General features: G+C 62.4%; 3 protein-coding genes. 1 reads left to right on the top strand and 2 read right to left on the bottom strand.

Annotated elements, in window-relative coordinates:
* The first annotated feature begins 344 nt into the window (after window positions 1–344).
* On the top strand, window positions 345–1,394 hold the full coding sequence (locus AQJ46_RS55845; protein WP_159064206.1) for a hypothetical protein: 1,050 nt from the start codon (window positions 345–347) through the stop codon (window positions 1,392–1,394).
* A gap of 249 nt (window positions 1,395–1,643) precedes the next feature.
* Here the strand turns inward: AQJ46_RS55845 and AQJ46_RS47480 are convergent, their stop codons facing one another.
* Together AQJ46_RS47480 and AQJ46_RS47475 are read right to left on the bottom strand one after the other, a co-directional pair.
* Window positions 1,644–2,099, bottom strand: coding sequence for a hypothetical protein (locus AQJ46_RS47480; protein WP_059211566.1), 456 nt, complete (start codon window positions 2,097–2,099; stop codon window positions 1,644–1,646).
* A 75-nt stretch (window positions 2,100–2,174) separates the two neighbouring features.
* Window positions 2,175–3,377, bottom strand: coding sequence for an IS110 family RNA-guided transposase (locus tag AQJ46_RS47475; protein ID WP_059211565.1), 1,203 nt, complete (start codon window positions 3,375–3,377; stop codon window positions 2,175–2,177).
* Window positions 3,378–4,340 lie beyond the last annotated feature (963 nt).

Here is a 4,340-nt window from a genome sequence, read left to right as displayed (position 1 = left end):
ACCAGCCAACCTGACAGGCGCTGTCGGGGAGCGCTGCTGGCCACCGCTGTCTGCTGTCGTTGATGTCAGACATGGATGTCAGTAAGTCCTGCTCCCCCGCCGCTGAACAAGGACTATGCGTGACGGCGACGGCAACCCGAGTTCAAGCTCACTACATTTCACCGCAAATGCTGATTTTTCAACGATTTCACCTCTCAATGCTTGAATCATCGACGGCGCTATAACGCTTTCGAGATGCGCCTAGGCTACAACGCCATTAGCATGAAATATGCGGAGCGGTGCGCGCAGGTAGTTCAATCCGAGGCAAAACTGATTACCTCCAGAAATGAGGGGAGGTGGCAGTCATGTCATCCACCAAGAACACAGTTCTGGATGCGGATAAAGATGTTGCTGGATACGCTAGATCCTCATGGTGGCAAAGTACCGTTGCACACATAGCAGAATTGCAGTGTCAACTCAACCGCATTAAGTCGCTCAGGCCTCAGGGGCTCGCGCAGTATGAGGAAGAAATTGCAGCCAAGATTGAAACGCATCTCGATGCTGCGCGACAGGCAGCGGATCGCAAAAAAAACCCATGGTCCATAATTACTGGGGCGGATATCGATCGAGCATTTGCAAATATACACAGAGCGGAAACAAAGATTCTTCGCCTCACCCCTAAGGAAGAGCTGGGCGAATTGGGCCCATTCGTGCTGGCAAACGCCCGACAGCATCTGGGTGCCGAAGATCCTCGCCGCGCCAAGCTGGAGGCGCAGCTCCAGAATAACGGCGACAAGCTCACCGAAGAGCTGCGTGGGCTCGCCGTCACTACGTTGCTTGCTGCTCAGATGGCAGAAGAGACGGAGAGAGCAAAAGCTCGGAGTTTTCGAAATATACTGCTGGTATCCGTGATAGCAACGGCGGTAATCGCTGGAGTGTTCATCTTCTGGGGGTTTTTGTCTCCATCGTCGATAGCGTCAAACATCTGCTTCACTCCAGACCCGAACAAAAAACAAGTTTGCCCGATTGGCAGCTCGGCTACCGGTCAGGATATGTTGATCGTAATGGCATTTGGTTCAGCTGCGGCGGCCTTCGCGGCGGCAGTCTCCCTGAAAGGGATTCAGGGGACGTCTACTCCTTATTCCGTCCCCTTGATGCTAGTACTCCTTCGGATCCCGGTAGGGGCCTTGGCTGCCCTAATGGGTCTTGTTCTGATCCACGGCGGATTCGTTCCGGGGCTTTCAAATCTGGATAGTGGGCCGCAGATTATTGCTTGGGCGATCCTGTTTGGCATACTGCAAGAGAGTGTCACGCGGCTGGTAGATCGACAGGGTAAGGATGTCCTGGATAACGTACGTGGAGCGGAGCGTGAGTTCCAGAAGAGCTCAACCAGAAGATCTGACCGGGAGAAGTGAGAGGTCGGCATAACGGCTTTGGGCTGGAGTTTCAATGACCGAGTCAAGCCCCGTGGGCGCCTCCGCCTGGTGAGGACGGCGCCTCCTCTCGGGATCGTTTGTGCCTCAGCCGACGAAAGTCAGCCACGACGGCGGCTGGGTCGACCGATCAGGCGCGCGTGTGCCTCGCTGCACCCCAACCGGCCTCAGCCGCGCTGCCGTGGTCTGTGTCGTTCAGAGCGAGGTGCCGGGGCGCCTCGGGTTAGGCAGTCAGAGCCGGAGCTCCGCGAGTACTGGGTTGGCCGCGAGTCTTGGGTACTCAACGCCGAGCTGCGTCAGCACGGCTTCTCGGAGGGCCAGCCAGGCGTTCTTCAGATCGACGCGCTCACAGACGGCCTCTGTCGTTGCGTATGTGCATGAGACCCGTACCTTCTCGCCTTCCGGGAGGAAGTTGATCAGCTCGGTGTTCTCCGTGAAGCCGATCGTCGTCCGCTCGCCCCGCTCCAAGTGTTCGATTGCACCCTTCATCGACCACAGGAAGTCGAAAACGGGCGTCCACGACCACGGCGGTGCCAGCTCGGCCTCGCCGATCGTGAACGTAAGGTCCGACAGGAAGTAGTGCCAGCGCAGGTCAGAACGGCTGACCACGGCGAGGTCCACTCCTTCGCGGTTCTCTTGGCCTTGGTCCACATAGGGGCCGGTCTGGCGGTATTCGATTTTGATCATTTGTCCTCTGTTGGCGGCAGCGCGATGCGACTCCTCATCATCCGCGATGGGTTCGACGGAGTTTCAGTGACGGAGTCAAGCCGCCTGCGCGGTGGGCGGGACGGGGGTGAAGGTCCGGTTGTCGCGTAGCAGAGCCCAGAGGACACTGGTCCGTCGTCGTGCGAGGGCGATGATGGCCTGGACGTGTTTGCAGCCCTCTCCGCGCTTTTTGAGGTAGTACTCCCGGTTGGGGCCGTCGCGGATGATGCTGGTCTGCGCGGACAGGTAGAAGACCCTGCGCAGACGGCGGCTGTAGCGCTTGGGCCGGTGCAGGTTGCCGGTGCGGCGGCCGGAATCGCGTGGGACCGGTACGAGTCCGGCTGCTGAGGCCAGATGGCCGGCGTCGGTATAGGCGGTCAAATCGCCCGCAGCGACGACGAACTCAGCTCCGAGGATGGAGCCCATGCCGGGCAGGGACTCGATGATCTCGGCCTGTGGGTGGGTGCGGAAAGTGTCGCGGATCCGCCGGTCGAGGCGCTTGAGCCGGTCGTCCAGGGCCAGGATCTGTGTTGCCAGGTCGGCGACGATCTGCGCGGCGGCGTCCTCGCCGGGCAGTGCGGTCTGCTGGGCCTGGGCCGCTTCCACGGCCGTGGCGGCAACGCTGTCCGCGTTGCGGACGCCTCGATTGACGAGCCAGGCCGTCAGGCGGGACAAGCCGCGTCGCCGGAGGGCGGCTGACGTCGGGTAGCCGGTCAGCAGCACCAGCGCGCCCTTGCGGGCCGAGTAGTCGAAGGCCCGCTCCAGGGCGGGGAACATGCCGGTGAGCACGTCGCGAAGCCGATTGACCATCCGCACCCGGTCGGTGATCAGGTCGGTTCGGTGGGCAGTCAGGAGCGCGAGGTCGGCGGCCAACTGCGCGGGCACGTCGAGGGTGGCGAAGTCCCGGCGGTGGCGGGCGGTTTCGGCAATGACGTAGGCGTCGCGGGCATCCGTCTTGGCCTCGCCCCGGTAAGCGCCGGCCATGCGGTTGACCGTGCGGCCAGGCACGTAGACGGCCTGCTGTCCGTGGGCTGCCAGCAACGCGAGCAACAGGGTGGAGGACCTGCTGGAGATGTCCACCGCCCAGTGCACCTCATCGGCCAGGTCCAGGATCTCGCCGAGCGCGGTCAGGATCGCCGACTCATCATTCTCGATCTTCTTCGACCGCAAGGTTGCGCCGGTCTCGTCGACCACCGCAGCCCAGTGATGGCCCTTGCCCGCGTCGATACCGACCCATATCCGGGCCCGCTGTTTGCTCACGTGTCCCTCCCGCAGCCGAGTTTCCTGCCATCGGGCCCGTAGGACACCCCGTCGTCAGCTCCGTAAACAGCGACGCATTCCACGCATTTCAATCAGCGACCAGGGCGCCCCGAAGGGCCGGACGGCCACTCCAGCCAAGCCACGGTCGGCAAGCTGCTTTGAAGCCACATCCGGCCCTCCCGGGCCACCGAACAACTTACGGAGCTGCTTTGGCGCGAGTGATCATGGCCCCGTAGCTTCCGGCGAGTCGGGCAGTCTGTGGACCTGCCCGTTAAGGCACGACGTTGGGGCCATGATCTTGGAGGCTCGCCCCAAAGTGGCTGCCTAAAAAGCCGTATCTCAACCGAACGCGAACGTGATCGTTCGAGCCATCACCTACCGCTGTGGCACCTTGGCTGAGATCCTGAGGCCGTGGCCGGAGGCAGCGCGCACCATCCTGACGACTCGCAAGCGCAGGTGACGCGCCTGCGAGTTGAGGTCGAACGGTTGCTGGAAGAAGCGGAGCGTCGAGTGCGCGGCGCCGATCTACGAGTGCGCTTTTGGTCGACCATCGACGTCGCGCTTGGCTTCCCGGCTGCAGTACTCGCTGGCATCTCCGGAGCCGCTGGGCTGGCGTCAGCAGATGCCCGTGTCCCCGCGGCGTGGCTAGCCCTGGTCTCCGCCGGGCTCTCAGCAGGGGCTGGCTTTCTGCGTAGTGACGTGAGGCGCGCAGCCAACAGGGAAAGCCGACGGGCATGGGGTGAGGTTGAAGCCGCAGCCCGCCTGCTTCTGGCGCAGGAAACGTATCTAGATCGGGAAGCCATCCAGGAATCGCTCCAGACCTTGTTCGGCAGCCGCAGAGCAGCCATGGCAATCCATACTGGAGACGCCCAAGCCGGATCGACCACCTAAAAGCCGTGGAGCCGACCGCCCCAGCCACAGAGGGTGTCTCCTACCTTCTGCCCGCAGCCGCCGAGCGCGCCG

Origin of the sequence: Streptomyces canus (genome assembly GCF_001514145.1) — a bacterium.
Taxonomy (GTDB): Bacteria; Actinomycetota; Actinomycetes; order Streptomycetales; family Streptomycetaceae; genus Streptomyces; species Streptomyces canus.
This window is presented reverse-complemented; position numbering and strand designations above follow the sequence as displayed.